The organism is Pseudomonas sp. AG1028 (assembly GCF_007993955.1).
GTDB lineage: Bacteria > Pseudomonadota > Gammaproteobacteria > Pseudomonadales > Pseudomonadaceae > Aquipseudomonas > Aquipseudomonas straminea.
This window is the reverse complement of record NZ_VIVP01000009.1, coordinates 273,327-296,838: the sequence shown is the minus strand read 5'-3', so window position 1 is coordinate 296,838 and position 23,512 is coordinate 273,327. Positions and strand designations below refer to the sequence as shown.

Here is a 23,512-nt window from a genome sequence, read left to right as displayed (position 1 = left end):
GTCGGCACCCGCTACGACAAGCTCGCCAGAAGTTTTGGCGCGATGGTCACGCTGGCTTGCGCGCTGCGATGCTTAAGGCAGTACTTTTCGTACAGGACCTAGGTCGCACCAAAAACTGATGGGGTCATGCAGATACGTTGGCTGGCTCCCTCAGCACAAGAGCGCGCCGGTTCATGACACCAGCGACACGCTCGCCTTCAGCACATCGGCTCCCTCTGCTTGCTGCCTGCCCAGCCGATATCGCATCGACACTGGAAACCGGCGCTCCGGCTCTCGACATTCCGGGTGCTCGGCCGCCCCAAGCCCGGGATGCATAGACCCATCCGACGTCGTGCAGTAGGGCCAAATGGGACTAGTTGGAGGCATCCGGACGCTTGAGGGTCTGCGCGAAGGTCATGATTACATCGCGCACTACCTTGCGCTGCGCGGCAGGCAGGGCAAGGAAAGCCTCAATGGCGTCTCGCTCCGGGTAAAACTTCGGGTCCTCCCAGCGCCCACGCTGCTCGCGCACCGCCATGGCCGCACGCTCGCCGAAACGCAGCGCCTGCGGTTCGATGCGCAGCCAGTCGGCCAGCACCTGCAGCTTGTCCTGGGAGGGAATGGCCTGGCCGCGCAGCCATCGCGACACAGCCTGGAACGTCACCGAACGTCCCCAGTAACGGGAATTGAACTCCCGCTCCAGCACGGCGGGACGATCAGGGTAGCCCGCGGCGAGCATGGCATCGCGCAGGCGCTGGGCAAATTCGGTTTTCTCGGTCATGGGCGGACGTTAAATTCCGCTTCCATGCTAGATTGAACATACGGTTTAATTGTAAATTAAATTCATGGTTTCATCATAGATTCAGTAAGGCTGATCATGCACAAGGAGGTGCCATGAAATACGCACGGTCATTTGATTTCGAGGGACAGCAAGTTGCCGTTCGCGCAGGCACCGACGGGCGCCTGTGGTTTTGTGCGCAGGCCATCTGCTCGGCCCTACGCTTTTCCGATAGCCAGGCAGCGATGCTCAATCACTGCAGACCCAGCGGTATTCTATTTGGCAACGAATCAGCGCCTCAGGCGATGATCGACTTGCGCAATGTTCTGCAGCTCAGCCACCACAGCTCGCCAAGCCACGCCGCCCAGGTCTACGACTGGCTATGCAACTGTGTGCTGGCTTCACAGCTCGACCATACGAGCAAACCGCAGCTCCACCAACTCATGGCCAATGACCAGCAACTGCAGGTATTACGCTGGCAAGGGAGTTGGTGGCTGGCCATGCAGGACGCGGTTGGGCTGTTCGGCAGCGCGGATGAACCACCGCCTCGCCCTGCACCCTCCTGAATCAGCTGCTCAGCTACGCATGCAGCACTGTTTGTACTTCTTGCCACTGCCGCAGCTGCACGGGTCGTTGCGACCAACCTTGGCCTCGTCGCGGCGAACCGGCAACACCGGCTCCAGATGCTGCTGCCAGTAGTCGTACAGTGCCAGGGCCGCTGGCTCGACGGTGGCGACCGAGGCGTCGTATTGCTCATCGGACATGGCGTTGAGCGCATCGACGCCCTCTTCGCTGCCGTGCAGGGTGATGTTCGCCAGTGCTGTCTGCTGCGTCTCGGGCAGCTCGGCATCGATCCAGCCCGCCACCTGGGCGCCGCGCAGATAACCGGCGCACCACTGCGAGACGATGAGTTTCTCGCCCATGCCATTGTCGTCGGCCAGGAAGATGGCCTCGTAGTCGTCCGGCTCCTCGCCGAGCATGTAGGCAGCTTCGCTCATCAGCTCGACGGCCAGCTTGGTGAAACGCTCGCCTTCCTTGTCGTTGGCCCATTTGGGCAACTGTTCGGCCCAGATGTGCGGATACCAGATGCCGGGATCGATCTGCCGAGGCCCGGACACGATGGCCGCGAAATAACCGTCCAGTTCGCTGGCGGAAAGAATCGAGTCGTCGTTGCCATACTTGAGCAACAACTGATCGAGCTTTTCGAGCCCTCTGTTATCCATCGCAAACGCCCTCAGAAAAAAGGCCGCTACTTTCCCACAGATGGCCGGCCGCCGACAGCCTCACCAGCCGTCCGGCACATCACGGGTGCCGAGGCGGCGATGGCCCGGTACAATGCGCGCCAAACCGTGCCCCAAGAGGAGCGCTGCGTCGCCTGCAGTTCCTCGCTGCCTATAAAGAAAAGCCATGTCCTTGCCCAAGAACCACCTGGAACTGCTCAGCCCTGCCCGCGACGTCGAGATCGCCCGCGAGGCCATCCTGCATGGCGCCGACGCCGTCTATATCGGCGGCCCGAGCTTCGGTGCTCGGCACAACGCCTGCAACGAGGTGGCCGATATCGCCAAGCTAGTGGAGTTCGCCCGTCGCTATCACGCGCGCATCTTCACCACCATCAACACCATCCTGCATGACGACGAGCTGGAGCCGGCGCGCACGCTGATCCACCAGCTTTACGACGCGGGCGTGGACGCGCTGATCGTGCAGGACCTCGGCGTGCTGGACCTGGACATTCCGCCCATCGAGCTGCATGCCAGCACCCAAACCGACATCCGCACCCTGGGCCGCGCGAAATTTCTCGACCAGGCCGGTTTCTCCCAGCTGGTGCTGGCCCGCGAGCTGAACCTGCAGGAAATCCGCGCTATCGCCAATGAAACCGATGCAGCCATCGAGTTCTTCATTCATGGCGCGCTGTGCGTGGCGTTCTCCGGCCAGTGCAACATCTCCCACGCCCAGACCGGGCGCAGCGCCAACCGCGGCGACTGCTCCCAGGCGTGCCGCCTGCCCTACACCCTCAAGGATGAAAAAGGCGGCGTGATCGCCTACGAGAAACACCTGCTGTCCATGAAGGACAACAACCAGAGCGCCAACCTGCGCGCCCTGGTCGAGGCCGGCGTGCGCTCGTTCAAGATCGAGGGCCGCTACAAGGACGTGGCCTACGTGAAGAACATCACCGCCCACTACCGCCGCGAGCTCGACGCGATTCTCGAAGACCGCCCGGACCTGGCCCGTGCTTCCAGCGGCCACACCGCGCACTTCTTCGTGCCCGACCCGGACAAGACCTTCCACCGCGGCAGCACCGATTATTTCGTCACCGAGCGTAAGGTGGACATCGGCGCCTTCGACTCGCCGACTTTCACCGGGCTCTCTGTTGGCAACGTGGAGAAAGTGGGCAAGCGCGACCTGATCGCCGTGACACATGAACCGCTGTCCAACGGCGACGGCCTCAACGTGCTGGTCAAGCGTGAGGTGGTGGGTTTCCGCGCCAACATCTGCGAACTCAAGGGTGAGTTCGAGGAAGAAGGCGAGAAGCGTTACCGCTACCGCGTCGAGCCCAACGAGATGCCCGAAGGGCTGCTGCGCCTGCGCCCGAATCATCCGCTGTCGCGCAACCTCGACCATAACTGGCAGCAAGCGCTGCAGCGCACCAGCGCCGAACGCCGGATCGGCGTGAACTGGAAGGCCGAGCTGCGCGAGGACGCACTCAAGCTCACCGCCACCAGCGAGGAAGGCATCAGCGTCGACGTCGCCCTGCCCGGCCCGTTTGGCGTGGCCAATAAGCCGGAACAAGCGCTCAATGGCCTGCGTGACCTGCTGACCCAGTTGGGCACCACCATCTACCACGCCCAGGGCGTGCAGCTGGACGCGCCGCAGGCGTTCTTCGTGCCCAACTCGCAGCTGAAAAGCCTGCGCCGCGAGGCCATCGAGGCACTGACCGCAGCCCGCGTCGCCGCGCATCCTCGTGGTGGGCGCAAGGCCGAGAGCAACCCGCCGCCGGTGTACCCGGAATCGCACCTGTCGTTCCTGGCCAACGTTTACAACCACAAGGCCCGCGAGTTCTACCATCGCCACGGCGTGCAACTGATCGACGCCGCCTACGAAGCTCACGAAGAAGAAGGCGAAGTGCCGGTGATGATCACCAAGCACTGCCTGCGCTTCTCCTTCAACCTCTGTCCGAAACAGGCCAAGGGCGTCACCGGCGTAAAGACCAAGGTCGCACCGATGCAACTGGTACACGGCGACGAGGTGCTGACCCTGAAGTTCGATTGCAAGCCGTGCGAGATGCACGTGATCGGCAAGATGAAGGGCCATATCCTCGACCTGCCGCAACCGGGCAGCGCCGCCACCCAGGTGGTTGGCCATATCAGCCCCGAGGACCTGCTGAAGACGGCGCGGCGACAGGCGCCGCACTGAGGCAAATGACGCGAGCGCCAGGCTTCATTGGCTGACGCTTCCCCACCTCCAGGCGCGCAAACTCCACCCCTGCTGCATCCCCGCCGCTGCCAGCAGGATGGCCGCGACGCCCAGCCACTGCAGCACACTGAGCTGGTGATCGAAGGCGACCCAGTCGACGGCAATCGCCGCGATCGGGTAGATGAAGGACAGCGCGCCGGTCAAGGCCGTGGGCAGTTTCTGGATGGCGCCGTAGAGCAGCACGTACATGCCGCCGGTGTGCACCACACCGAGGGTGAGCAGGATCGACCAGCTCTGCTGGCCCTGGGGCAGCGTGGTGAAGTCGGCCAGCGGCGCCAGCATCAGCACGCCAACGCTCACCTGGATCAGCGCGATCAGGTGCGGCGGAACGCCCTTGAGCTTCTTGATGATCAGAGCGGCCACGGCGTACAGAAAGGCCGCGCCCAAGGCGAAGGCGATGCCCGTCAGGTAGTCGCCGCCGCCCTGCCCGACGCTGCCGTGGGCGCTGACGATGGCCAGCATGCCGAGAAACGAGATCGACAGCCAGGCGAGCTTCTGCAGGGTCAGTTTCTCACCGAGAAACAGTGCCGCCAGAATCACCAGCATGAACGGCTGCACGTTGTAGACCGCGGTACCGATGGCGATCGAGGCGCGGGAATAGGAGGCGAACAGCAGCAGCCAGTTGCCAACGATGGCCACCCCGCTGACCACCGCCAGCATCGCCGTATAGCGGCTGAGCAGGCCCGGGCGCAGGAAGCCGAGCATGGCGCAAACCACCAGCAGGGCCAGCGCACCGAACACGCAGCGCCAGAACACCACCTCGAGTACCGGCAGGCCGGCGAGCAGAACGAACCAGCCGATGGTGCCGGAAATGAGCATGGCGGCGACCATTTCCAGCGTGCCTCTATGAATCTGCTTGTCCATCATCGTGCTCCTTGAGTGAGGCACGAATTATGGCAATCGGCGCAGCGGCGCTCCATGGCGAAAGGCAGGCAAAAGAAGCCATCCGGCTTTACTATCAAGGCCAAAACGCATAATCGCCTTTGGAGCCAATATGATCGACGAGATCGACCAGCAACTGATCGTCGCCCTGACCGAAGACTCGCGTCGCTCGCTGAAAGCGCTGGCGCAGATCAGCGGCCTGTCCTCGCCCAGCGTGGCGGAGCGGCTGCGCAAGCTCGAAGATAAAGGGGTGTTGAAAGGCTACGGCGTGGACATCGACCCACGCGCGTTCGGCTACCAGCTGCAGGCGATCGTGCGCATCCGCCCGCTACCCGGCCAGTTGCATGAGGTGGAACGGCAGATCCAGGCCACACCGCAATTCACTGAGTGCGACAAGGTCACCGGCGAAGACTGCTTCATCGCCCGCCTTCACGTGCGCTCGATGGAGCAGCTGGACGAGATACTCGACCACATCAACGTCTACGCCCTGACCAACACAGCTATCGTCAAGAAGACCACGGTCAAGCGCCGGCTGCCGCCGATGGCGTGATCAAGATGGCGAGATGGCTCGCCATCTCGCCCGGCCTCACTTCAACTGACTGGCAAAACGCTCCACCGCACCAAGCACCTGCTTGGCGCCTTGGCGGATTTCGACGATCACGTCGCCGGCCTGGTTGGCCAGTTCCAGCCCGGCTTCGGCCTGCTGGCGGCTGCTCGCCATGTCGCGCACGGCGGCGTCGACCAGCTTCTGATTTTCCTGCACCACACCGACAATTTCCTCGGTGGCCTTGCTGGTGCGGCTGGCCAATTGCCGAACCTCGTCGGCAACCACGGCAAACCCTCGTCCCTGCTCGCCCGCGCGCGCTGCTTCGATCGCGGCGTTGAGCGCCAGCAGGTTGGTTTGCTGGGCGATACTGCCGATGGTCTGCACCATGGTGCTGATCAGCACCGACTGCTTGCCCAGCGCCTCGATACCTTCGGAGGCCGAGCCCACCTGTTCGGAGATGCGCTGCATGGTCTTCACCGTGTCGGTCACCACCTGGGCGCCACGCTGTGCGGTAGTGTCGGTCTGCTGGGAAATGCCGTAGGCAATCCCGGCCGCGTCGTTGACCTCCTCCTCACGGTTGACCTGATCGGTCACCACGGTGGCGAACTTCACCACCTTGTAGAGTTTGTCCTGGGTGTCGTGCACGGGGTTATAGGTTGCTTCCAACCACACCACGCGGCCGTGGCTGTCGATGCGCTTGAAGCGACCGGCGACGAACTCGCCACGGTTCAGGCGCTCCCAGAACTGCTTGTAGTCGGCCGAGTGGGTTTCCTGAGCGTCGCAGAACATGCTGTGGTGCTTGCCCTTGATGCGATCCAGGCTGTAACCCATGCCATGCAGGAACTGGTCGTTGGCCGTCAGAACGTGGCCACCGAGGTCGAACTCGATCACCGCGGTGGAGCGCAGTAAGGCGTTGATGAAATCCTCATTTTCACGGGCGCTGTTCATGGCATCGGTAATATCCGTACCAAAGCAATGAACACGGCAAACCACCCCGCGCTCATCGACCACAGGCTGCCAGCAGGCTCTGGTCCATACCAGTGCGCCGTCGGCGCCCAGGAAGCGATAACGGTCGCTGATCGACTTACCGGTGCGAATCGCTTCGATCAACTTTTTGAAACACGGCAGGTTCTTTACATAAGCCGGCAAGATGTCGTTCATCGATCGATTGACCAGTTGCTCGGGAGTGTGGCCGATGAAACGCGAAAAATTGGCGTTGGCGTCGATAATTCGAAAATCGGGATCGATGGTCAGTGTGATCATCTCGCTATCGATGCCCTTGCAGAGCTGGCGAAGCAGCGACAGTTCGGCATCCTTGGCCTGCAATTCTTTTTTCCACTGTTTACCGAACATGCTCTCTCTCTCCGGGAAGCAATCACGTTGACATGCCATCGGCTGCCCAGCCGATTTATTGAGGACCGTCCAGCGCTCAGACTGCAGTCTTCTCTGCGTTTAAGCATAGAAGGCGAGCACAAAGCCATCATGGGGTTTGGTCGGAAAATATTCGCTAAATCTGGAGCGCATGTACTGATGTGAGAAAAGCCGCGTCAATGAACGCGGAGCCAGCAGAAAGGCAGACCGGATCAGCGCTGCCTCACAAAAGCCATCACCCACGGCTGGCCTTGTCTTGCCACCGCCCCTAACATGACGCCCGCTGGATGCAGCTGCTGATCTGACCCGCAACAGCCTTGAAGAAGCCGCGCGTCAGAGGCTCATCTGAGCTGACTGTGGGGCAAGCAAGCATTGGCCCCGGTTTCACCAATCCACACACTCAAGGGAATGACCATGGTGTATTACCCCAGGGAGGAACAGCGCGACTTTCTGTTCACACTCTCTTCGCTTTCGATCTGGATGATCCCGGCCTTCGCCTTCATCGCCTTTCTGGTACAAAGCGGCGCCAGCATCGCAGTTATCAAGCTCTGGCCAGCCAGCGCTGAGGGCGTCGTAACCGCCGTAACCACGATGAAGAACAACAGCAGCGTCGAGCTTTACGAATACAGCTTCAGCACGCCCAGTGGGCACACGTTCATCGGTACCGCCGAGCAGTATCAGCAACCTGCCCAGGCCGGGCACTCGGTGGGCCAGAGCATCGAGATCATGTATTCGCCCCTGCACTCCGGCTTTTACGTGCCGCGTGAAATCTACGAGGGCAGCCGCATCAACTTTCTGGTGTTCTCGTTCTGCATCTTGGCGATTTTCGTGCTGCTCGCCGTCTCGCTCTACGCGCTGATCCGGCAATGCAGCCACGCACGCGAAGACCTGCATTACTGACCGACAACTGGGTTACCCTCAGGCCATAGTCAGCCCGGAGCCAGCCATGACCCATCCACCCCACCTGCAGCCCGGTGATCGCGTAGTGCTGTTCGACGGTGTGTGCAAGCTGTGCAACGGTTGGAGCCGCTTTTTGATTCGCCATGATCGTGACCGCCGGCTCAAGCTGTGCAGCGTACAGTCGCCCCAGGGCCAGGCGATTCTGGCGTGGTTCGGCATGCCGCTGGATCGTTTCGACACGCTCCTGTATGTCGAGGGCGACAAGGCCCTGCAGCGCAGCGATGCCATTCTCGCCATCCTCGGTCAGTTGCCAGCCCCCTGGCGCTGGGCGACGGTGGCGCGCGTGATACCGCGTCGCTTGCGCGACTGGCTCTACGATCCCATCGCCCGCAACCGCTACAGATTGTTCGGGCGCCACGACCACTGCCCGGTGCCACGCCCCGAAGACCGCGAGCGTTTTCTGCATGACTGATGCCCTGCTGGCGCGCCTGACGCTTGGCGCAATCTTCATCTACCACGGGCTGGTGCCCAAGCTGCTGTTTCGCGATGCCAGCGAGCTGCAGCTGCTCGACGCCCACGGCCTGCCGCACAGCCTGCTTGTGCCGGCCGGGGCTGGTGAAGTGCTGTTGGGGCTGCTGATCGTGCTGCTACGGCGGCAGCGCTGGCCGCTCTACCTGGCGATGGCCGCGTTATTGGTACTGCTGGTGGATGTGGCGATCTTCGCGCCCGCCGTGCTGGTTCAGGCGTTCAACCCGCTGAGCCTGAACCTTGCCGCTCTGGTGCTCGGCGTGATCGCCCTGCGCGAGCGTACGCGCAGTTAACGGCCCGCCTGTTCGCGCAAAATACGCGCGATCTCGGCCTGGCGGCGATAGGCCGGCGCTTCGACGGCGTTGTAGTCGCGGCTGTAGCGCGCCGCAAAGCCCGCCGAGCCCCACTCCCGATATTGCTGCACGTGCAGCAGTTCATGGGCCCACAGCGCGGCATCATGCTCGGCCATCTCGGCGTTACGGAACACGATGATGTCGACCAGGGTGACGGCGCGGATATCCGGGTTCTGCATGACGTTGCGGGCGGCGCTCAGTTCGTCCAGATCACCGACCTTGTAACGCACCGCGTCGAGCAATTCGGCCGAGTAGAACGGCAGCAGCTGCTCACGGATCAGCGGCGGAATTGGCAGCGTACCCTGGCGCACCGCCGACTCGCGTGAACGCAGGATCCAGCCCTCCAAGGCGTTGGCGGTAATGGTGCCGGCGCGCTCCTGCATCGGCCCGAGCACGCCATTGGGGTCCGGCACGCAGATGCAGCCACCCAGGCACACCTGGGTTTCACCCGGCGCGCAGGCCAGGGCGGCAGGCACCTGAACCGCCGTCAGCAAAACACACAGCAGAACGCGTTTGAACATGCATCGCTCTCGATGAAAAGGCAGACGCGACCATGGCGTCAGCTGCTGCGCTCGTCCAGTCTTCGCAGCGGCTTAAATCAAGTGCTGGCCGATGACGAGCTGAGCATCTCGATTTCGCGGAGCTCGAAGTCCCGGCTCAGGTACTCCATGCGCCGCTCATGGAAGTCGCGCATATGCGGCAAGGCGGTGTGCACCGCCAGGTGCTCGCGGGACTGCCAAACCTCGAAGAAGATGAACAGCGTCGGGTCCGTGGCATCGCGCAGCATGTGGTATTCGATGCAGCCAGGCTCGGCGCGGCTGGGCTCGACGTAAGCGCGAAACAGTTGCTCAAAGGCATCGGCCCGCTCCGGGCGGGTATGGGCGTGAAGAATGAAGCCGTACATGGGAATCTCCGTGTTGAATACTGCTGCACGGTACCGCAGGTAAAAGCGGAGCATTCATGCATTCAAGTCAAAAGTAATTTGCCCTTGCCGGCATTTTTCGCCTGCGCGTGAAGCCGTAACCTGAGCTCATTCAATCAGTTACGGAGACGCCCCATGAAAAAGATTCTGCTCATGAACGGCGGCAAGCAATTCGCCCATTCCGACGGCCGCCTCAACCGCACGCTGCACGAAACCGCCGCCGCGTTTCTCGACCAGGCCGGTATCGAATTCAAGACCACCGAGATCGACGCCGGCTATGACGTCGCCGAGGAAGTGCAGAAGATCCTCTGGGCCGATGTGGTGATCTACCAGATGCCGGGCTGGTGGATGGGAGCGCCGTGGATCGTCAAGAAGTACATCGACGAGGTGTTCACCGAAGGCCATGGCAGCCTGTACGCCAACGACGGCCGTACCCGCTCCGACGCCTCGCAGAAATACGGCAGCGGCGGCCTGATCCACGGCAAGCAGTACATGCTGTCGTTGACCTGGAACGCCCCGCAGCAGGCCTTCGACGACCCCAGCGATTTCTTCGAGGGCAAGGGCGTGGACGCGGTCTACTTCCCCTTCCACAAGTCCCAGCAATTTCTGGGCATGAACGCCCTACCTACATTCCTGTGCGTCGACGTAATGAAGCGCCCGGATGTCGAGCGTGACGTGCAGCGCTACCGCGAGCACCTGGCGCGTGTGCTGCAGAACGCCTGAGGCGACATGACAAACGGGGCGGCGGCCGGCACTATCGGTCGCTCCACTCTGCCACGGACTGCCCCCATGCCCCTCCCCAGCCTCCACACGCCGCGCCTGCTGTTGCAGCCCCTGCAACTGGCCGACGCCGAGCAGATCCAGCCGTTGTTCGGCCAATGGGAAGTGGTGCGCTACCTCAATGCCCAAGTGCCCTGGCCCTACCCGGCCGATGGCGCGCTGGGCTACCTGCGTGATGTCGCCCTGCCCGCCATGGCTACCGGCCAGGAATGGCACTGGACGCTGCGGCCCATGGCCGAGCCCGAGCGGGTGATTGGCGTGATCAGCCTGATGGATACGCCGGGCAACAACCGCGGCTTCTGGATAGCCCCGGCCTGGCAACGCCAGGGGCTGATGGGCGAAGCCTGCGTGGCGGTCAACCGCTACTGGTTCGAGGTGCTGCAGCGCCCGCTGATGGAGGTGCCCAAAGCGATGGCCAACATTGCCTCGCAGCGGCTCTCCGAGCGTGAAGGCATGCGCCTGGTGGCAACCGGCGAGAGCGATTACGTGTGCGGCCGGCTGCCTTCCCAGACCTGGGCGCTCAGCCGCGAAGAATGGCTAAACCGGCAGACCTGAAATCTGCCGGTGCTGCATCACAGCGGCTGAGGCTTGAGTGGCCGGGAAAAGCGGTAGGTGGTCACCCCGCACAGCAGCAGGCCGGCGATGCCAAGCAGGCCGCCGACGATGCCCACATTGGCCACGCCCAATTGGCTGCTCACCAGGCTGCCGAGCAAGGCTCCACCGCCGATGCCGACGTTGAAGATGCCCGAGAACAGCGCCATGGCCACATCGGTGGCGTCCGAGGCGAGGTTGAGCACCTTGGCCTGCAATGCCAGGCCGAAGCACATCATGGCAACGCCCCAGATCACGCTCAGAGTGGCCAGCAAGGCGTGCTCGCGGGCGACCGGCAGCAGGAGCAGCATGCACAGACTCAACGTGCCGATCGCGGTGATTACGAACCCTCGTGGAAAGCGCGTGCTGTAACGGCTGAACAGAATCGAACCGATGATCCCCGCACAGCCGAACAGCAACAGCAGCACGGTGACCATATCCGCCGCAATACCGGCGACTTCCAGCGCGAACGGCTCGATGTAGGTGTACGCGGTGAAGTGGGCGGTGATGACCAGGGCGGTAAGCACGTACACGGTGACCAGCGCCGGGCGCTTGAACAGCACCGGCAGGCTGCGCAACGAGCCGGAGTTCTGGCTCGGCAGCAGCGGCAGGCTCTTGATCAGGCACAGCACCACCACACCGGCCACCACGGCGATGGTGGTGAACGTCGTGCGCCAGCCCAGCACTTCGCCGATCACCCGGCCCAGGGGAATGCCCAGCACCATCGCCAGCGCACTGCCGGTCGCCAGCAAGCCGAGGGCCTGGGCCTGCTTGCCTGGCGGCGCCACCCGCACCGCCAGGGACGCGGTGATAGCCCAGAACAGCGCATGGGCCAGGGCGATGCCGATGCGGCTGATCACCAGCACGCTGAAATTCCAAGCGATGCCGGACAGCACATGACTGGCGATGAACAGCACGAACACAAAGGCCAACAGCTTGCGTCGCTCGATGTTGCGGGTCAGCAGCATCAACGGCAACGAGGCCAACGCCACCACCCAGGCATAGATGGTCAGCATCAGGCCGACGCTGGCAGTGGTCATCTCGAAGCTGTGGCCGATCTGGCTCAGCAAGCCGACCGGCACGAATTCGGTGGTATTGAAGATGAAGGCGCCCAGCGCCAAGGCGATCACGCTCAGCCAGCTACCGCTGTGCGCTTGTTCCGGTGTGTTCATTTGGCTGATATCCGCCCTTGGGGAACGCCTCGGCTACAACGGCCAATCGCCCGAAGCCGGATGGCAACGAGCGCGGTAGGAAGCGAACGAAAAATATGAGCCCCATACACGACGAACACGCACACGGCAGCTCGCGCTCCCAATGGCGATGAACGCTGGGAGTGGCGATGCGGAGAGCGGAAAATTATAGGTATGGGATGGCCTGCGGAGGCGATTCTACGCACGGCCTGGCGGCTGAACAATATGCTCGGGAAAGCGTTATTTGGATGGGCGACGACTGGTCTTCATAATGAGTTTAAGAGCGCGGGGAGAGGCAGGTTCGAGGCAGAAGTGGTCATGAGATTGTAGGAGGGGCTTTAGCCCCGAGCTTTATGAGGACGTAAAGAGCTCGCGGCTAAAGCCCCTCCTACGCATTACGTGAACGGCAGCTTCCGACACTTCCCGCCCTGCTCCGGCACTTCCACAACTGATATGAATCGCATCATGGCGCCAGCTACGTAGGGTGGATGACGCTCTTTTCATCCACCATTGCGATCGCAGAGCGGCGGACGGTTCGGGCCGCGTAGGTGAGGCGTCGTCCACCCTACGAACTGTGGGAGCGCGCCATGCGCGCGAAAAATCGCGGGCATGGCCCGCTCCCACAGATACTGTGCCGGTCTCTGCTCCGCCACTTCCCCGCCCTAATCCGGCACTTCCACACTGATATGTATCGCATCATGGCGCCAATACTCCAGGTCGCAGTCGATCAACCGGCCGTGCTGGTCGCGGTTAACCCGGGTGATGCGCAGTGCCGGGCTGCCGGCGGCGACCTTGAGCGCGGCGGCGGCGTCGGCGTGCAGCGCGGTGGGCACCATGTCGAAGCGCACGCGGCCGTAGCGCACGTCGTATTCGCTGGCGTACAGCTCGGTCAGCGAACGGGTCAGGTCGAAGTCGAGAATTCCGGGAAAGTACTCGGGGTTCAGATAGTGCTCGACATACAGCACCAGGCGCCCGTCGATACGCCGCGCGCGGCGTATCTGGTAAACGCTCGACAGCCCCGACAGCCCCAGCACCTGGCAGATCTGCGCGTTGGCCGGTATCAGCCGCGCGCCCAGCACCTCGGTGGCCGGCACCCGGCCCTGCTCGGCGACCATGGCATGAAAGTGGGTGCGCACCAGTGGGTTGTAGGCCACCCGCGCCGGCGACACGAACCAGCCGCGGCGCTCCTCGCGGTACACCAGCCCCTGGGCTTCCAGCTGCCCGAGCGCTTCACGCAGGGTGATGCGCGTGGTGTCGAACAACTCGCTCAGGCGACGCTCGGCAGGCAGCTTGCCGCTGGCGGGCAGCAGGCCGTGTTCGATCTGTTCCTGCAACGCGCGGCAGATGGTGGTAACGGCCCGCGGCGTATCGTCGCGCATCAACCTGGTTCCTTTTGGACTAGACCAGCCCCATCGCGGGGCACATTGCGGCCCTGTTTGCGCCGCCTCTCTTGCCGGCAAGGCTAGGCAAACACCATGACCGGCAGATGACAGCCAGGCTGCAAGCATGGCTCATGCCAGGTAATTCAATGCCTTGGGCTGGTCTACGCTCTCTAAGCGCAACGCCGATGAGTGGCTGGCGGCCCTGCCGACACAAAACTGTCATTGGCAACGCCTACATTGGCTTGGCTCTTGCTGATCTAGACCAACCTCGCAAACGCAAAGGAGTTTCCAATGAAACAACTGCTACTGGCATCGCTGATAGGCAGCGCCATCGCTCTGGCCTCCCACGCCATGGCCGCCGAGACGGATTTGACTGCACTGGAACAGGCCGCACGCAAAGAAGGCGCCGTGAACAGCGTCGGCATGCCTGACAGTTGGGCCAACTGGAAGGACACCTGGCAGGACCTGGCCGACAAGTACGGCCTCAAGCACATGGACACCGACATGAGCTCGGCCCAGGAAATCGCCAAGTTCGCGGCCGAGAAGGACAACGCCACCGCCGACATCGGTGACGTGGGCGCCGCATTCGGCCCCATCGCCGTAGCCCAGGGCGTGACCCAGCCCTACAAGCCGAGCACCTGGGATCAGGTACCGTCTTGGGCAAAAGATAAAGACGGCCACTGGGCACTGGCCTACACCGGTTCGATCGCCTTCATCGTCAACAAGCAGCTGGTCAAGGACGTGCCGAAAAGCTGGGCCGACCTCAAAACCGGCAAGTACCGCGTCGCCATCGGCGACGTCAGCGCCGCCGCCCAGGCGGTCAACGGTGTGCTGGCCGCGGCCATCGCCAACGGCGGCGACGAGAAGAACATCCAGCCGGGCCTGGATTTCTTCGCCGAGATCGCCGAGCAGGGTCGCCTGTCGCTGGCCAACCCGACCATCCAGACCCTCGAGAAGGGTGAAGTGGAAGTCGGTATCGTCTGGGACTTCAACGGCCTGTCCTACCGCGACCAGATCGACCCGAACCGCTTCGAGGTGCTGATCCCGTCCGATGGCTCGGTAATCTCCGGCTACACCACCATCATCAACAAGTACGCCAAGAACCCCAACGCCGCCAAGCTGGCCCGCGAGTACATCTTCAGCGATGCCGGGCAGATCAACCTGGCCAAGGGCAACGCCCGGCCGATTCGCGCCGAGCACCTGACCCTGCCGGCCGAGGTCCAGGCCAAGCTGCTGCCCAACGAGCAGTACGCCAAGGTCAAGCCGATCAAGGATGCCGCCGCCTGGGAAGCGACCTCCAAGGCCCTGCCGCAGCAGTGGCAGGAAAACGTGATCATCAATATGGAGTGATTCGGGAGACCGCATCCACCCGCTACGTGGCACGTAGGGTGGATGACGTTTTTCCATCCACCATTGCGTTCGTGAAATGGTGGGCGGATCGGGCCGCGTAGGCAAGCGTCAGCTATGCGCCCCGATCCCCCTACCCCAACACCCTCTCAACCCAGGATTACCCATGCCGTCCAAGGTCATCCTCGTCCTGCTCGACGGCCTCAATTTCGAGGTCGCCCGGCATGCCCTCGGTCATCTGCAGGCCTATCGCGCTGCTGGCCGTGCCGCGCTGTACAAGCTCGAGTGCGAACTGCCGTCGCTGTCCAGGCCGCTCTACGAGTGCATTCTCACCGGCGTCGCGCCCATCGACAGCGGCGTCGTGCACAACAACGTGGTGCGCCTGAGCACCGAGCGCAGCGTGTTCCATTACGCCCGCGCCGCCGGGCTGAGCACCGCGGCTGCCGCCTACCACTGGGTCAGCGAGCTGTATAACCGCGCGCCCTTCGTGGCCGCCCGCGACCGGCATACCAGTGATACCGAGTTACCGATCCAGCACGGGCACTTCTATTACGTCGACCACTACCCGGATTCGCATTTGTTCGACGATGCCGAAAGCCTGCGCCTCAATCACGCACCCGATTTTCTGCTGTTGCACCCGATGAACATCGACGACGCCGGCCACAAGCATGGCCTGAACAGCAGCCAGTACCGCAATGCCGCGCGCGTCGCCGACATTCAGCTGGCCAACTACCTGCAAGGCTGGCTGGACGCCGGTTACCAGGTGCTGGTGACCGCCGACCACGGCATGAACGACGACCGCTCCCACAACGGCCTGCTGCCCGAAGAGCGCGAAGTGCCGCTGTTCGTGCTCGGCGATGCCTTCAGCCTCAGCGAGGCCGCCGCGCCAAAGCAGCTCGAACTGTGCGGCACGATCTGCGAGCTGCTCGGCGTGGCCCATGACAAACCTCTGTGCCGGGAGCTGCTGCGATGAGCGCCATCCACAAACCCCGCGGCAAATGGCTGGCGGCGCTATGCCTGCTGCCGTTCGCGCTGTTCTTCTTCGCCTTTCAGGTCGCGCCGCTGATCTGGGTGGCGATCAACAGCCTCAACACCCCGGACGGCTGGGGGCTGGGTAATTTCGAGAAGGCCTTCGCCTCCAAGTTCTACATGCAGGCGGTCAAGTTCAGCCTGCAGATCGCCTTCTGGTCGAGCGTGTTCGGCATGCTGATCGCCATCGTCGGCAGCTACTCGCTGCGCCAGGTTGACTCGAAACTGCGCGACTTCGTGATCGCCTTTTCCAACATGACCAGCAACTTCGCCGGCGTGCCCCTGGCCTTCGCCTTCATCATCCTGCTCGGTTTCAACGGCGCGCTGACCCTGCTGCTGATCCAGGCCGGGCTGATCGACAGCTTCAACCTGTATTCCAAGAACGGCCTGATCGTGCTCTACACCTACTTCCAGATTCCCCTCGGTGTGTTGCTGCTCTACCCGGCCTTCGACGCCCTGCGCCAGGACTGGCGCGAGTCCGCCGCGCTGCTCGGCGCCGGCACCTGGGCCTTCTGGCGGCATATCGGCCTACCGGTGCTGACCCCGGCGCTGCTCGGCACCTTCGTCATCCTGCTGGCCAATGCCCTGGGCGCCTACGCCACGGTGTATTACCTGACCACCGGCAATTTCAACGTGCTGCCGATCCGCATCGCCGCGATGATTTCCGGGGACATTTCCCTCGACCCGAACATGGCCAGCGCCCTGGCGATGATCCTGGTCGGCCTGATGGCGGCGATCACCCTCGTCCATCAGTTGCTGCTGAGGAGGAGCTACCATGTCCCGCGCTGATGCCCCCGCCGCAAGTCTCTACCACCGCGTGGTGGTCTGGCTGCTGTTCCTGATCCTGCTACTGCCGCTGGCCGGCACCCTGCTCTACTCCCTGGCCACCAGTTGGTCGGCGACCATCCTGCCGGATGGCCTGACCTTCAAGTGGTACCTAGAGCTGTGGGGCGAGCCGCGCTTTCTCAAGGCCTTCGGCCAGTCGCTGCTGGTCTGCTTCGGTGCCCTGGCGCTGTCGGTGGTGTTGATTTTGCCGCTGCTGTTCGTGGTGCATTACCACTTTCCGAAACTCGACGCGGTGATGAACGTGCTGATCCTGCTGCCGTTCGCCGTGCCGCCGGTGGTGTCCGCCGTGGGCCTCTTGCAGCTGTATGGTTCCGGGCCGCTGGCCATGGTCGGCACGCCGTGGATCCTGATCGGCTGCTACTTCACCATCGCCCTGCCGTTCATGTACCGGGCCATCACCAACAACCTGCAGGCGATCAACCTGCGCGACCTGATGGACGCCGCCCACCTGCTCGGCGCCAGCACCTGGAAAGCCGCCTTTCTGGTGGTGCTGCCCAACCTACGCAAGGGCCTGATGGTGTCACTGTTCCTGTCGTTCAGCTTCCTGTTCGGCGAATTCGTGTTCGCCAACCTGCTGGTCGGCACGCGCTACGAGACGCTGCAGGTGTACCTCAACAACATGAAGAACAGCAGCGGCCACTTCAACAGCGCCCTGGTGATCTCCTACTTCTTTTTCGTCCTGGTGTTCACCTGGGCGGCCAATCGACTGAACAGGGACAAGGCATGAGCTTCCTGAGCATCCAGAACCTGCACAAGAGCTACGGCGGCACCGCGATTTTCAGCGACATCAACGCCGAGATCGAGCAAGGCGAATTCGTCACCCTGCTCGGCCCTTCGGGCTGCGGCAAATCCACCCTGCTGCGCTGCATCGCCGGCCTCACCGAGGTCAACGGCGGCAAGATCCTGCTCGGCGGCGAAGACCTGGTGCCGCTGTCGCCACAGAAGCGCGGCATCGGCATGGTGTTCCAGAGCTACGCGCTGTTCCCCAACATGACCGCCGCGCAGAACGTCGCCTTCGGCCTGCGCATGCAGAAGGTCGGCAAGGAAGAATCCGCCGCCCGCGTGCAGGAAGCCCTGGCGATGGTTGAACTCGGCGACTTCGCTGGCCGCTACCCGCATCAGCTGTCCGGCGGCCAGTGCCAGCGCGTAGCCCTGGCCCGCTCGCTGGTCACCCGCCCACGCCTGCTGCTGCTCGACGAGCCGCTGTCGGCCCTCGATGCGCGCATCCGCAAGCACCTGCGCGAGCAGATCCGCAGCATCCAGCAGGAGCTGGGCCTGACCACCATCTTCGTCACCCACGATCAGGAAGAGGCGCTGGTGATGAGCGACCGCATCTTCCTGATGAACGCCGGGCGCATCGTCCAGAGCGGCGACGCGGAAACCCTCTACACCGCCCCAGCAGATGCCTTCGCGGCCGGCTTCATCGGCAACTACAACCTGCTCGACGCAGCCACCGCCAGCCGCCTGCTCGGCCGCCCGGTGAGTAGCCAGGTGGCGATTCGCCCGGAAGCCATCGTGCTTGGCCAGGGCCCGATCAGCGCAATCATTCGCAGCCACAGCCTGCTCGGTAATATCATCCGCTACCGGGTGGACGCCGGCGGCGTGGAACTGCTGGTCGACGTGCTCAACCGTAGCGCCGACGACCTGCACGCCAATGGCCAGCCCATCTCACTGGATATCGCGGCGAATGCCGTAAAAGAGGTAGCTTGATGGCCCTGGCAATTTTCGATCTCGACGAAACCCTGATCAACGGCGACTGCGCCAGCCTGTGGAGCGAGCACATGGCCACCCTGGGCTGGGTCGACGGCGAGAGCTTTATCGCCAAGGATCACCAGCTGATGGCAGCGTACGCAGAAGGCAAACTGGCCATGGAGGACTACATGACCTTCAGCCTGTCGCCGCTGGTGGGGCGCACGCCGGAGGAAGTCGCCTTCGTGGTCGAGCCCTTCGTGGAAGACGTGATCGAGCCGATCTTCTTCAGCGACGCCACCCGCTGCCTGGCCAACCACCGCGCAGCCGGCGACCGCATCCTGATCATCTCCGCCTCGGCGCACTTTCTGGTCAGCGCCATCGCCGAACGGCTCAAGGTCGAGGAGGTGCTGGCCATCGACCTGCACGAAGAGTACGGCCACTACAGCGGCAAGACCGAAGGCGTGCTCACTTACCGTGAAGGCAAGGTCACCCGCCTGCACGCCTGGCTGGAAGAGCAAGGCGAAAGCCTGGAAGGCGCCTACTTCTATTCCGACTCACGCAACGACCTGCCACTGCTGCAACGGGTCGACAAACCCCACGCGGTGAACCCCGATCCGGCACTGCGCGAGCACGCCGAGCGCGAAGGCTGGCCAATCCTGAGCTGGTCTTGAGCAGGATGGCGGCAATGTGGCGGGAACAGGCTTTCGCTATATAGGGGTGAATGACGCTTTTTTCATCTACCATTGCGATCACAGAGCGGTGGACGGATGAAGTTTCGTCCACGCTACGACTACAAGAAGAGTTTGACGCAAGCGACCAAGGCCACAGCGAACTACATCACATAATGATTACGCCCTCGGTATCTTTGCGTAGTACCAAAAGCTATTTTGAAGAGTATATGGTTACCTACGCGAATCAGTTGACATCAAGTATTCGTCAATTTTGTCAATGTTTCGGGGAGTAACTATGAGCAGGGATTCGTTCGCAGGGTTTGACTTGAGCTACTGGAAAACCAAGGACAAAACTTGGGTGGCAGAGCGCGAGCAAGCCTGGCAACAGGTTGAGATATTGCTGCAGGGCCTGTCTCAACCAAAAAAGTGCAAAGCGATCAGCAAGCGCTATTTCATGAAAGGCATGCTGCCGGATTGGCAAAAGCACCTGGACGATGAGGACAGCCCGCTCAATCTGCTGTTGTTTCTCTACTTGCACCCAAGTCGTGATGAGCAGGTTTTGCGTGCGCAGCGTGAGTTGTATCTGAATGCGCCCTGTATTCGAGCCCGCGACGTACTTCAAGGTATGGATGATTTGTTGACGATTGGCTCCTTGATCAGCTCGACGGGTGGCTTTGTGGTCGCTCGAGAGGAAGTCATCGCCAAAGAGCTACCGCACCTTCTTGATAAGTTGGAGTCGTTTCCTCCGGTGGGCAGTAAGCCTCCTTTCATCATATATAAAAAGTTGGTGCTCCAAACCGAAGGCAATAACGAAAAGTTTTTTTCGCTACTTTGGCCTGAGGCTTCTCAGCGCACGCTTAAGCTGCCTGGCGAGCGCAAGGAAATGATATTGCCCGTGCTTGACCATGATCTACTGTGGACACTGAGTCGTTGGCTCACCTTACCGCTTCCTCTAAATGCTGGTTCTTTGGATATGCTGTTTCAGTACCCGCACCCGCGCGAAAGCTGGTACGTTCAAGCCGCTACTGCGTCCATTCCATCCGAGCGGTTTACCAGTCTATTTCTGGTGGCGCTCTATCGGATATACCATTTCGATCAAGTCGCTGAAGGTGAAACACCACGTACTCATTTTGTACGGGAAATGATCGATATGTTTGACTCCCGAGATTTCACTCCGGCCTTTAAAGAGGCATGGGCTCATATCAAAGCGGGAGGCCTGGATATCCAGAATCCGTGGTCAAATGATTATGTTCTGAACGGCTCGAATTTCTGAGCCAGGCTTGTTTGTCTAAATGAATAGAGGGCTCTCTGATGGGTTATGACGTGCGTAACGGTAATTCGATGATCACTATCGACTGTTCCCGAATTTCAGCACTGTTGGCTGCCCTCGATTATTCAGGCGACGATGATCTTGAGCCAGCAAATAATCTGATTGAATGCATGTTGCTGAACGACTGGGGGTGCGTTGAGCAATCAGCCGATTTTTTGATTTTTACACACGATCCTGAAGAGCCGATGAATTGGGAGAATTTCGTACAGTTGGTGCCTTTTGTTCGAGAGGATAGTTATTTCGAGCAACGTCCTGGTGATTATGTGCAGGACCTTCAAGGCAATAGCCGGCCCGGGGTAATGCGCGCCAGTGTCGAGGGTGGGGTTTTACATTGCCGTCTTTACGCATTGGTCAAAGGTGACGACGGCCACAGCATTCGGCAACTGATCGAAGAAATAGATCCTCAGTTAATCTAGCTCATATTTTTCAGGTGCCAATGCCTGCGCTCATGGTAGAGGGAAGAGGGCTATTTATTAGCCTGCCGTCCACTTCTGACCGGTAGCTGCCCGATCAGCAGCTGCAATTGCCTTGAAGCGGCCAAGTGAAGCGTTAAGATCCTGAGCAGCTTCCTAGAAAGTCACACCGGCAATCAACGCAATGTTGCTGTAAGGCCGGCACTCACCCGTGCGGATCTGCACTCGCGCGGTGCGGCACGCGGCCTTGAGTTCGTCGTGGCTGACCAGCTGGCGCTCGCCCAACTCCCCGGCTGCGGTCAGCGCTTCGATGGCCTCCAGCCCGACCGGCGCAACTTCCAGAGTTTCCCGGGCCAGCAGATGGCTCTGCACCTGCATCTCGCTGAGCACCACCTTGAGCGTGGTGACGAAGTCCGGCACTCCGGCGGTCAGCGCCAGGTCGATGCATGGCGTACCTGCGGGGATCGGCATGCCGGCGTCGCCAATGACGATGATGTCGCCATGGCCCAGGCGAGCGATGGCGGCTGACAGTTCGGCGTTGAGCAGTGGCGTCTTCTTCATGCGGGCAACTCGTGGCGATGAGGGATGGAGGGTTGTGCGCCCGGCCGGGTGACGGCCAGGGCGGCGGCCTGCTGACCCAGGGCGATGGCGGCTTCCAGCGGCTGGCCGGTGGCCAGGGCCGCGGCGAAGCCACCGACGAAGGTGTCGCCGGCCGCGGTGGTATCCACGGCAGCCACCGGCGCCACGGCGAAATGGGCATGGCGCTCGGCGTCGGCGTACAGCACGCCCTGGGCGCCGAGGGTGATCAGTACGCGGCGAGCGCCGGCCTGCAGCAGGCTGCGCGCTGCCGGCAGCGCGGACTGGGGCGAGCCCACCGGCAAGCCGGTCAGCGCGGCTGCCTCGCTCTCGTTGGGAATCAGGTAATCGGCCAGGCCGTACCAGTGGGCCGGCAGCGGCCCGGCCACGGGCGCCGGGTTGAGGATGACCGTGCAGCCGGCCTCGCGGCCCAGCTTCATGGCGGCCTCGACGGTGGCGTCCGGCACTTCCAGCTGCACGATCAGCACCTGGGCATCGGCCAGCAGTTGCGCCTGTGCGCTCAGGTGCTGCGGGGTCAGCGCACCGTTGCCGCCGGCAACGATGACGATGGCGTTCTGGCCGGCGTCGTCCACCAGAATCGAAGCGATGCCGGTGGGCACGCCGTCGATTTCGCTGACCGCCGAGCAGTCGATGCCTTCGGTGATCAGCCCGGTGCGCAGCCGTGCGCCATAGGCGTCGGCGCCCACGCAGCCGATCATCGCCACCTGGGCGCCGAGGCGCGCCGCGGCCACCGCCTGGTTGGCGCCCTTGCCGCCGGCGGCGGTTGAGAAATCATGCCCGGTGAGGGTTTCGCCGCCGCGCGGCAGGCGTGGCGCACGCACGATCAGGTCCATGTTCAAACTGCCGACCACCACCACTTTGCCTTGCATCTGTACCTGCTCCTCTCGGGCGCCTGCGCCCAGCTGGAAAATATTCAGCCGCCGATGGCCGCGGTGGATTCACGCAGCATCAGGGTCGGCTCGATCAACCGTTGTTCGGCCGCAAGGCCAGGTTTGCGGATGCGCGCCAGCAGCCGCTCGGCCGCCTGCTCGCCGAGCTGACCGATGCGCTGGCCAACGGTGGTCAGCGCCGGGTGCAGGTAGCGGCTCACTTCGATGTCGTCGAACCCCACCACCGACAGTTGCTGGGGCACCTGCAACCCGCGTTCGGCGGCGGCGCGCAGCACACCCAGGGCGATCATGTCGTTGCCGGCGAAGATCGCCGTGGGCCGCTGCTCGCCTGCCAGCAGCACCTGGGCGGCGGCGTGACCAGCCGGGCTGGTGAACGCGCAGTCCACCACCGCCTGGGCCTCGATGCCCGCCTCGTCCAGGGCGCGGCGATAACCGCCGGCGCGCAGCTGAACCACCTGGGTGCTGGCCGGGCCGCCAATGCAGACGATGCGCCGGTGACCCAGCTCCAGCAGATGACGGGTGGCCAAATAAGCGCCCTGCTCGTGGTCGATGCGCAGCTGGTCGGCGCTGACGCCTTCCAGGGAACGGTCGACCAGCACCAGCGGCACCCGCAGGGCCGCCAGGGCCTGGGCGAAGGCGGCGTCGCTGGCCACGGTGGCGACGATCAGACCGTCGATGCGCCGCTCCAGCAACACGCGCAGGTAGCGCAGCTGCTTGTCGATGTCATCGTCGGAATTGCACAGGATCACGCTGTAGCCGTTGCGCTCGGCGTGATCCTCGATGCCGCGGGCCAACTCGGCGAAGTACGGGTTGCTGGCGTTGGGCAACAGCAGCCCGAGGGTGCCGGTGGCGCGTACCCGCAGTGAACGGGCCACGCCGCTGGGCACGTAACCCAGCTCGGCGATTGCCGCTTCCACCTTGCTGCGCACCTGATCGCTGACCGGGCGGGTTCCATTCACCACGTGGGACACCGTGGTGTAGGAAATGCCCGCCCGGGCGGCGACGTCCTTGATGGTGGCCACG

26 protein-coding genes and 3 pseudogenes are annotated in these 23,512 nt (G+C 62.6%); 17 read left to right on the top strand and 12 right to left on the bottom strand.

The window, feature by feature from the left end:
* Positions 1-102: pseudogene (locus tag FB481_RS17130) on the top strand (IS5/IS1182 family transposase); the annotation flags it as partial.
* 250 nt (positions 103-352) lie between these two features.
* On the opposite strand, the gene FB481_RS17125 reads toward FB481_RS17130, so the two are convergent.
* Positions 353-760, bottom strand: coding sequence for a transcriptional regulator (locus FB481_RS17125; protein WP_093503153.1), 408 nt, complete (start codon positions 758-760; stop codon positions 353-355).
* Positions 761-873: 113 nt separating this feature from the next.
* On the opposite strand from FB481_RS17125, the gene FB481_RS17120 reads away from it, so the two are divergent.
* A complete protein-coding gene (locus tag FB481_RS17120) occupies positions 874-1,323 on the top strand; it encodes a BRO family protein (RefSeq protein ID WP_093503151.1) in 450 nt (149 codons plus the stop codon).
* A 9-nt stretch (positions 1,324-1,332) separates the two neighbouring features.
* Here FB481_RS17120 and FB481_RS17115 read toward each other — a convergent pair whose 3' ends face one another.
* On the bottom strand, positions 1,333-1,980 hold the full coding sequence (locus FB481_RS17115) for a YecA family protein (RefSeq protein ID WP_093503149.1): 648 nt from the start codon (positions 1,978-1,980) through the stop codon (positions 1,333-1,335).
* Between the two features lie 184 nt (positions 1,981-2,164).
* Here FB481_RS17115 and FB481_RS17110 point away from each other — a divergent pair, with 184 nt between their 5' ends.
* Positions 2,165-4,168, top strand: coding sequence for a U32 family peptidase (locus FB481_RS17110; RefSeq protein WP_147177134.1), 2,004 nt, complete (start codon positions 2,165-2,167; stop codon positions 4,166-4,168).
* A 24-nt stretch (positions 4,169-4,192) separates the two neighbouring features.
* Here FB481_RS17110 and FB481_RS17105 read toward each other — a convergent pair whose 3' ends face one another.
* A complete protein-coding gene (locus FB481_RS17105; protein ID WP_093503145.1) occupies positions 4,193-5,092 on the bottom strand; it encodes a DMT family transporter in 900 nt (299 codons plus the stop codon).
* A gap of 130 nt (positions 5,093-5,222) precedes the next feature.
* Here FB481_RS17105 and FB481_RS17100 point away from each other — a divergent pair, with 130 nt between their 5' ends.
* Positions 5,223-5,660, top strand: a complete 438-nt coding sequence (locus FB481_RS17100) for an Lrp/AsnC family transcriptional regulator (RefSeq protein ID WP_093503143.1) — start codon at positions 5,223-5,225, stop codon at positions 5,658-5,660.
* Between the two features lie 36 nt (positions 5,661-5,696).
* On the opposite strand, the pseudogene FB481_RS23695 reads toward FB481_RS17100, so the two are convergent.
* Positions 5,697-6,128 (bottom strand): annotated as a pseudogene (locus FB481_RS23695) (methyl-accepting chemotaxis protein); the annotation flags it as partial.
* Between the two features lie 105 nt (positions 6,129-6,233).
* Positions 6,234-6,920: pseudogene (locus tag FB481_RS23690) on the bottom strand (PAS domain-containing protein); the annotation flags it as partial.
* 522 nt (positions 6,921-7,442) lie between these two features.
* On the opposite strand from FB481_RS23690, the gene FB481_RS17090 reads away from it, so the two are divergent.
* Genes FB481_RS17090 through FB481_RS17080 form a run of 3 tightly spaced genes read left to right on the top strand, consistent with a single transcriptional unit; the run spans position 7,443 to position 8,749 of the window.
* Positions 7,443-7,928 (top strand): hypothetical protein, encoded by a 486-nt coding sequence (locus FB481_RS17090; RefSeq protein WP_147177132.1) that lies wholly within the window; start codon positions 7,443-7,445, stop codon positions 7,926-7,928.
* A gap of 46 nt (positions 7,929-7,974) precedes the next feature.
* A complete protein-coding gene (locus tag FB481_RS17085) occupies positions 7,975-8,400 on the top strand; it encodes a thiol-disulfide oxidoreductase DCC family protein (protein ID WP_147177131.1) in 426 nt (141 codons plus the stop codon).
* Complete coding sequence (locus FB481_RS17080; protein ID WP_147177130.1) at positions 8,393-8,749, top strand: DoxX-like family protein; 357 nt, start codon at positions 8,393-8,395, stop codon at positions 8,747-8,749. Before FB481_RS17085 ends, FB481_RS17080 begins: the two co-directional genes overlap by 8 nt.
* Here FB481_RS17080 and FB481_RS17075 read toward each other — a convergent pair.
* Positions 8,746-9,330 (bottom strand): DUF4157 domain-containing protein, encoded by a 585-nt coding sequence (locus FB481_RS17075; protein WP_147177129.1) that lies wholly within the window; start codon positions 9,328-9,330, stop codon positions 8,746-8,748. The two genes, FB481_RS17080 and FB481_RS17075, sit on opposite strands and share 4 nt — an antisense overlap.
* Positions 9,331-9,407: 77 nt before the next feature.
* Entirely contained in the window at positions 9,408-9,713 is a 306-nt protein-coding gene (locus FB481_RS17070) for a putative quinol monooxygenase (RefSeq protein ID WP_147177128.1), read from the bottom strand.
* A 153-nt stretch (positions 9,714-9,866) separates the two neighbouring features.
* On the opposite strand from FB481_RS17070, the gene FB481_RS17065 reads away from it, so the two are divergent.
* Both FB481_RS17065 and FB481_RS17060 read left to right on the top strand, forming a co-directional pair.
* Entirely contained in the window at positions 9,867-10,454 is a 588-nt protein-coding gene (locus FB481_RS17065; RefSeq protein ID WP_147177127.1) for an NAD(P)H-dependent oxidoreductase, read from the top strand.
* Positions 10,455-10,520: 66 nt separating this feature from the next.
* Positions 10,521-11,066, top strand: a complete 546-nt coding sequence (locus FB481_RS17060) for a GNAT family N-acetyltransferase (RefSeq protein WP_147177126.1) — start codon at positions 10,521-10,523, stop codon at positions 11,064-11,066.
* A 17-nt stretch (positions 11,067-11,083) separates the two neighbouring features.
* Here FB481_RS17060 and FB481_RS17055 read toward each other — a convergent pair whose 3' ends face one another.
* A complete protein-coding gene (locus FB481_RS17055) occupies positions 11,084-12,274 on the bottom strand; it encodes a sugar transporter (protein WP_147177125.1) in 1,191 nt (396 codons plus the stop codon).
* A gap of 680 nt (positions 12,275-12,954) precedes the next feature.
* On the bottom strand, positions 12,955-13,671 hold the full coding sequence (locus tag FB481_RS17050) for a UTRA domain-containing protein (RefSeq protein WP_093503125.1): 717 nt from the start codon (positions 13,669-13,671) through the stop codon (positions 12,955-12,957).
* Positions 13,672-13,965: 294 nt separating this feature from the next.
* Between FB481_RS17050 and FB481_RS17045 the strand changes: the two genes are divergently transcribed.
* The 8 genes from FB481_RS17045 (at position 13,966) to FB481_RS17010 (ending at position 21,005) form a co-directional block, all read left to right on the top strand.
* On the top strand, positions 13,966-15,024 hold the full coding sequence (locus FB481_RS17045) for an ABC transporter substrate-binding protein (RefSeq protein WP_093503123.1): 1,059 nt from the start codon (positions 13,966-13,968) through the stop codon (positions 15,022-15,024).
* 163 nt (positions 15,025-15,187) lie between these two features.
* Positions 15,188-15,994, top strand: a complete 807-nt coding sequence (locus tag FB481_RS17040; protein ID WP_147177124.1) for an alkaline phosphatase family protein — start codon at positions 15,188-15,190, stop codon at positions 15,992-15,994.
* Complete coding sequence (locus tag FB481_RS17035) at positions 15,991-16,839, top strand: ABC transporter permease subunit (RefSeq protein ID WP_147177123.1); 849 nt, start codon at positions 15,991-15,993, stop codon at positions 16,837-16,839. Before FB481_RS17040 ends, FB481_RS17035 begins: the two co-directional genes overlap by 4 nt.
* Positions 16,826-17,623 carry an ABC transporter permease gene (locus tag FB481_RS17030; protein WP_075933404.1) on the top strand — a complete coding sequence of 266 codons (798 nt, stop codon included), beginning with the start codon at positions 16,826-16,828 and terminating at the stop codon, positions 17,621-17,623. Before FB481_RS17035 ends, FB481_RS17030 begins: the two co-directional genes overlap by 14 nt.
* The gene (locus FB481_RS17025; RefSeq protein WP_147177122.1) at positions 17,620-18,606 is read left to right on the top strand and encodes an ABC transporter ATP-binding protein; all 987 of its coding nucleotides are present in this window, start codon (positions 17,620-17,622) and stop codon (positions 18,604-18,606) included. Before FB481_RS17030 ends, FB481_RS17025 begins: the two co-directional genes overlap by 4 nt.
* The gene (locus FB481_RS17020) at positions 18,606-19,259 is read left to right on the top strand and encodes an HAD family phosphatase (protein WP_147177121.1); all 654 of its coding nucleotides are present in this window, start codon (positions 18,606-18,608) and stop codon (positions 19,257-19,259) included. Before FB481_RS17025 ends, FB481_RS17020 begins: the two co-directional genes overlap by 1 nt.
* A 295-nt stretch (positions 19,260-19,554) precedes the next feature.
* Positions 19,555-20,532 (top strand): hypothetical protein, encoded by a 978-nt coding sequence (locus FB481_RS17015; RefSeq protein WP_147177120.1) that lies wholly within the window; start codon positions 19,555-19,557, stop codon positions 20,530-20,532.
* Positions 20,533-20,600: 68 nt separating this feature from the next.
* Positions 20,601-21,005, top strand: a complete 405-nt coding sequence (locus tag FB481_RS17010) for a hypothetical protein (RefSeq protein ID WP_147177119.1) — start codon at positions 20,601-20,603, stop codon at positions 21,003-21,005.
* A gap of 153 nt (positions 21,006-21,158) precedes the next feature.
* On the opposite strand, the gene rbsD is transcribed toward FB481_RS17010, so the two are convergent.
* The 3 genes from rbsD to FB481_RS16995 are packed head-to-tail and all read right to left on the bottom strand — an operon-like array spanning position 21,159 to position 23,511.
* Positions 21,159-21,563, bottom strand: a complete 405-nt coding sequence (gene rbsD / locus FB481_RS17005; RefSeq protein ID WP_147177118.1) for a D-ribose pyranase — start codon at positions 21,561-21,563, stop codon at positions 21,159-21,161.
* Complete coding sequence (gene rbsK, locus FB481_RS17000) at positions 21,560-22,468, bottom strand: ribokinase (protein ID WP_147177117.1); 909 nt, start codon at positions 22,466-22,468, stop codon at positions 21,560-21,562. The genes rbsD and rbsK overlap by 4 nt, the downstream gene beginning before the upstream one ends.
* A 44-nt stretch (positions 22,469-22,512) precedes the next feature.
* Positions 22,513-23,511, bottom strand: coding sequence for a LacI family DNA-binding transcriptional regulator (locus tag FB481_RS16995; RefSeq protein WP_147177116.1), 999 nt, complete (start codon positions 23,509-23,511; stop codon positions 22,513-22,515).
* Position 23,512: the final 1 nt, after the last annotated feature.

Bases quoted from the DNA above. Each gene is read 5' to 3' on its own strand.
- FB481_RS17075 (WP_147177129.1), bottom strand. From the start codon at position 9,330: ATGTTCAAACGCGTTCTGCTGTGTGTTTTGCTGACGGCGGTTCAGGTG.
- FB481_RS17040 (WP_147177124.1), top strand. From the start codon at position 15,188: ATGCCGTCCAAGGTCATCCTCGTCCTGCTCGACGGCCTCAATTTCGAG.
- FB481_RS17085 (WP_147177131.1), top strand. From the start codon at position 7,975: ATGACCCATCCACCCCACCTGCAGCCCGGTGATCGCGTAGTGCTGTTC.
- FB481_RS17020 (WP_147177121.1), top strand. From the start codon at position 18,606: ATGGCCCTGGCAATTTTCGATCTCGACGAAACCCTGATCAACGGCGAC.
- FB481_RS17035 (WP_147177123.1), top strand. From the start codon at position 15,991: ATGAGCGCCATCCACAAACCCCGCGGCAAATGGCTGGCGGCGCTATGC.
- FB481_RS17080 (WP_147177130.1), top strand. From the start codon at position 8,393: ATGACTGATGCCCTGCTGGCGCGCCTGACGCTTGGCGCAATCTTCATC.
- FB481_RS17115 (WP_093503149.1), bottom strand. From the start codon at position 1,980: ATGGATAACAGAGGGCTCGAAAAGCTCGATCAGTTGTTGCTCAAGTAT.
- FB481_RS17010 (WP_147177119.1), top strand. From the start codon at position 20,601: ATGATCACTATCGACTGTTCCCGAATTTCAGCACTGTTGGCTGCCCTC.
- FB481_RS17110 (WP_147177134.1), top strand. From the start codon at position 2,165: ATGTCCTTGCCCAAGAACCACCTGGAACTGCTCAGCCCTGCCCGCGAC.
- FB481_RS17060 (WP_147177126.1), top strand. From the start codon at position 10,521: ATGCCCCTCCCCAGCCTCCACACGCCGCGCCTGCTGTTGCAGCCCCTG.
- FB481_RS17065 (WP_147177127.1), top strand. From the start codon at position 9,867: ATGAAAAAGATTCTGCTCATGAACGGCGGCAAGCAATTCGCCCATTCC.
- FB481_RS17030 (WP_075933404.1), top strand. From the start codon at position 16,826: ATGTCCCGCGCTGATGCCCCCGCCGCAAGTCTCTACCACCGCGTGGTG.
- FB481_RS17015 (WP_147177120.1), top strand. From the start codon at position 19,555: ATGAGCAGGGATTCGTTCGCAGGGTTTGACTTGAGCTACTGGAAAACC.
- FB481_RS17050 (WP_093503125.1), bottom strand. From the start codon at position 13,671: ATGCGCGACGATACGCCGCGGGCCGTTACCACCATCTGCCGCGCGTTG.
- FB481_RS17125 (WP_093503153.1), bottom strand. From the start codon at position 760: ATGACCGAGAAAACCGAATTTGCCCAGCGCCTGCGCGATGCCATGCTC.
- FB481_RS17055 (WP_147177125.1), bottom strand. From the start codon at position 12,274: ATGAACACACCGGAACAAGCGCACAGCGGTAGCTGGCTGAGCGTGATC.
- rbsK (WP_147177117.1), bottom strand. From the start codon at position 22,468: ATGCAAGGCAAAGTGGTGGTGGTCGGCAGTTTGAACATGGACCTGATC.
- FB481_RS17025 (WP_147177122.1), top strand. From the start codon at position 17,620: ATGAGCTTCCTGAGCATCCAGAACCTGCACAAGAGCTACGGCGGCACC.
- FB481_RS17070 (WP_147177128.1), bottom strand. From the start codon at position 9,713: ATGTACGGCTTCATTCTTCACGCCCATACCCGCCCGGAGCGGGCCGAT.
- FB481_RS17120 (WP_093503151.1), top strand. From the start codon at position 874: ATGAAATACGCACGGTCATTTGATTTCGAGGGACAGCAAGTTGCCGTT.
- rbsD (WP_147177118.1), bottom strand. From the start codon at position 21,563: ATGAAGAAGACGCCACTGCTCAACGCCGAACTGTCAGCCGCCATCGCT.
- FB481_RS17045 (WP_093503123.1), top strand. From the start codon at position 13,966: ATGAAACAACTGCTACTGGCATCGCTGATAGGCAGCGCCATCGCTCTG.
- FB481_RS17105 (WP_093503145.1), bottom strand. From the start codon at position 5,092: ATGGACAAGCAGATTCATAGAGGCACGCTGGAAATGGTCGCCGCCATG.
- FB481_RS17100 (WP_093503143.1), top strand. From the start codon at position 5,223: ATGATCGACGAGATCGACCAGCAACTGATCGTCGCCCTGACCGAAGAC.
- FB481_RS17090 (WP_147177132.1), top strand. From the start codon at position 7,443: ATGGTGTATTACCCCAGGGAGGAACAGCGCGACTTTCTGTTCACACTC.